1 protein-coding gene is annotated in these 833 nt (G+C 30.4%); it reads left to right on the top strand.

What is annotated here, in order from left to right; all coding sequences use genetic code 11:
* Nucleotides 1–720: lipopolysaccharide biosynthesis protein (locus AB4329_RS22420; RefSeq protein ID WP_372139318.1), on the top strand; the 720-nt coding region annotated here is incomplete at its 5' end.
* Nucleotides 721–833 lie beyond the last annotated feature (113 nt).

Genomic DNA, 833 nt, shown 5'->3' with positions numbered 1-833 from the left:
CAAGTAATTTCTTTTTGTCTATTTGGTTTTATTGCTATTTTTCTATTATTTAAATTGAATTATGTCTCACTTGAACTCCCAAAAACTTCTGAAATGTTGGACTCATTAAAGTTTGGAGTACCTCTAATACCACATATTCTAGGTATGTATGTGTTAACGACAATTGACCGAGTTATTATAAATAACAAGCTTGGTTTAGATAATGCAGGCGTGTATATGTTAGCATACCAACTTAGTTTGGTAGCTTATATGGTATTTGATGCTCTTAACAAAGCTTATGTACCATGGTTATATGAAAAGCTCAAAAGAAATAATGCTGGAGAAAAAAAGTCTATTGTAAAACAAACCTATCAATACTTTGTGTTCCTATTTATTATCTCATTATTAATGTTTCCTATCATCCCTTTTCTAGTTGATTTTATCGTAGGAGAAAACTTTAAAGGGGTCGGAAATATAGTTAGGTGGATTCTAATCGGTCAGGTTTTTGTAGGTATGTATCTAATGGTTGTTAATTATATATTCTACTCTAAAGATACTCGTCTTTTATCTATGATCACTATTTTTTCGGGAGGATTCCATATTGGATTGACTGTAATACTTGTTGATTACTTCGGCTTGATTGGTGTTGCTTATGCGTTCAGCATTGCTATGTTCATAAGATTTTTATTAACTTGGTTTGTGGCTATGAAAAAATTTAAAATGCCATGGTTCTCTTTTTGAAATGATAATAGCAATGCTAAATATCTTGAGCGTTTGTACCAGGAAATATGTAATTAGGAATATTAATGACCAAATTCACTGAATTTAACTCCAATTTTGAAAAAAGATTCTTT

The sequence above is a fragment of the Vibrio sp. 10N.261.54.A5 genome (genome assembly GCF_041471145.1).
GTDB classification, from domain to species: Bacteria; Pseudomonadota; Gammaproteobacteria; order Enterobacterales; family Vibrionaceae; genus Vibrio; species Vibrio crassostreae_C.
The sequence above is the reverse complement of the archived record's forward strand: the minus strand, read 5'-3'. Positions and strand labels throughout refer to the sequence as shown.